Here is a 2,599-nt window from a genome sequence, read left to right on the forward strand (position 1 = left end):
ATAAATGCAGTTGTTGGATTTTCTTTCTTCCATCAGGCAGCAACACCGGCAGGAATTGCTGTTATCCACAGTGTATTTAATGTTACTGCAACAATCATTCTCCTTCCTTTTGCAAAGGGACTGGAGAAACTTGCCTGTCTTACAATCCGGGACAAAAAAGAGGACGTTGTTGTTTCAGCAGAGGACAGAGAGTTTATGATCCTGGAGCCTCGTTTCCTGGAGAAACCGGCATTTGCAGTAGAGCAGAGCCGCAATGCAGCAAGAAAAATGGCAGAAGAATCCCACAATGCACTGTTTACAGCACTGAGTCTGGTGGATAAATACAGTGAAGAAGGCGTAGAACGTGTGGAAAACATGGAATCCAAGGTTGACCGCTATGAAGATGAACTGGGAACTTATCTGGTGAAGCTGAGCCACAAAGATATCTCAGAAGCAGACAGTCACAGCCTTTCCATTATGCTTCACTGTATCGGGGATTTTGAACGTATTTCCGACCATGCTGTAAATATTATGGAATCAGCACAGGAGCTTTATGAAAAAGGACTGAAATTTTCCGAAAATGCAAAGAAAGATCTGGAAGTGCTGGGACAGGCAGTAGAAGATATCGTAAATACGGCATATGAAGTTTTTGACAAACAGGATATGAAGCTTGCGGAGAAAATTGAACCACTGGAAGAAGTGATTGATGAACTTTCCAAAGAAGTAAAACGTCGTCATGTACAGAGACTGAGAAACGGTGAATGTACAATAGAGATGGGATTTATCCTTTCGGACATTACAACCTGTCTGGAACGTGTGGCAGACCATTGTTCCAATATTGGAGTCTGTGTGACGCAGGTGAATGAAGATCTGTATGATACTCACAGTCATCTGAATATCGTCAAGAGCCATCCGGACGAAACATTTTATCATGAACTGGAAGACGCACGAATCAAATATCAGCTTTCATAAAAATAAACAGGTAGATGACAAAATTCCATTGCCGCAGGCAATTTGGAATGAATTTTGGCAACGTTACTGAGAACGAAGTGAACAGTAACGGATGATGTTATTTGCATGATCAGGAAATCCGGGCACTCTGAAGTATCTGAGAGAGATATTTCAGAGAAAATGGCCGGATTTTTGCTTTAAAGAAATGAAGCAGATGCCGGATATTTACTTGTACAGGGATAAAAAAATAAGTATACTGAAAAAAGAAATACACTTGTGACGACAAAGCAGGTGATAAATAAAGGGGAGGCAAAGCAGAATGATCTATTGTGTAGAAGATGAGCGGAATATCAGGGAGCTTCTTATTTATACACTGGAAACAACAGGATTTAAAGCCAGGGGGTTTGGCAATGGCAATGAACTGATGAAAGCGCTGAAAGAAGAGATACCGGAGCTGATCCTGCTGGATATCATGCTTCCGGGAGATGATGGCTATACCATTCTGGAGCAGCTGAAAAGTATGCCATCTGTAAAGGATGTGCCGGTAATTATGGTTACTGCAAAAGAAGCAGAATTTGACAAAGTAAAAGGTCTGGAAGGCGGAGCGGATGATTACATTACCAAGCCTTTCGGTATGATGGAATTTGTTGCTAGAGTAAAAGCAGTTCTCAGACGAAGTGCCCGTCAGAATGAAGACAAGGAACTGCATTACGACGAGCTTTATCTGAATGTAGGACGTCATGAGGTGCGTTACCGGGAAGAGAAGGTCGATCTTACCCGAAAAGAATTTGAACTTCTTCAGTATCTGCTGGAGAATAAAGGACTTGTTATGACAAGAAATCAGATTCTCTGCCATGTATGGGGATATGACTTTGACGGTGAAACCAGAACTGTGGATGTCCATGTGAGAACTCTGCGCCAGAAACTTGGCGAGGCAGGAAATCTGATCGAAACGGTCCGGGGTGTAGGATACAGGATCGGTGCATAACAGATAAAACAGACAAAAAACAGGAGTGGAAAAATGAAGCATAAAATATTCAGTCACACCAGTTTACTTATTATTTTATCCGTAATACTTACATTCCTGGCAGCAGGAACTGTCATGTATAACAGATATGATATTTATATGAAACAGGGTGTCAGAGACGAAGCTGCATACATTAAAACAGGTCTGGAAGAAGACGGAGACGTTTTTCTCTCAGACAGGGTCGGAGACGCCACCAGCAGCAGGATCACTCTTCTGGGAAAAGATGGTCAGGTGTTGTTTGACAGTATTGAGAATCCGGAAGAAATGGAAAATCACAGTAACAGACCGGAATTTATTGAAGCTGAGAAGCAGGGATCCGGTGAGATGGTCCGCTATTCAGACACTTTATCAAAACAGACGTTTTACTATGCTGTAAAATTAAAGGATGATCAGGTTCTGCGAGTAGCCAGGACTACAGACAGTCTTCTGGTAACAATGTTAACCAGCTTTCTTCTGCTTGGCGGACTGGTATGCGTGATCCTTGTAATTGAACTTTTTCTTGTGCAGAAACAGACCAGAAAGCTGATAGAGCCTATCAACCGGATTGATCTGGAACATCCTCTGGAGCATGTATGCTACGAAGAATTAAGGCCATTACTTTTTCGTCTGGATCAGCAGAACAGACAGATTCAGAAACAGCTG

2 protein-coding genes and 1 pseudogene are annotated in these 2,599 nt (G+C 42.2%); all 3 read left to right on the forward strand.

What is annotated here, in order from left to right; translation table 11 throughout:
- Nucleotides 1-951, forward strand: a 951-nt coding sequence (locus AC075L_RS00645; RefSeq protein WP_476387019.1) for a Na/Pi cotransporter family protein, incomplete at its 5' end; no start/stop codon positions are given.
- Between the two features lie 298 nt (nucleotides 952-1,249).
- Nucleotides 1,250-1,918, forward strand: a complete 669-nt coding sequence (locus tag AC075L_RS00650; RefSeq protein WP_008705911.1) for a response regulator transcription factor — start codon at nucleotides 1,250-1,252, stop codon at nucleotides 1,916-1,918.
- A gap of 33 nt (nucleotides 1,919-1,951) precedes the next feature.
- A pseudogene (locus AC075L_RS00655) lies at nucleotides 1,952-2,599 on the forward strand (two-component sensor histidine kinase); the annotation flags it as partial.

Source organism: Blautia sp. ZXY-1-B12 (assembly GCF_056339915.1).

Bases quoted from the DNA above. Each gene is read 5' to 3' on its own strand.
- AC075L_RS00650 (WP_008705911.1), top strand. From the start codon at position 1,250: ATGATCTATTGTGTAGAAGATGAGCGGAATATCAGGGAGCTTCTTATT.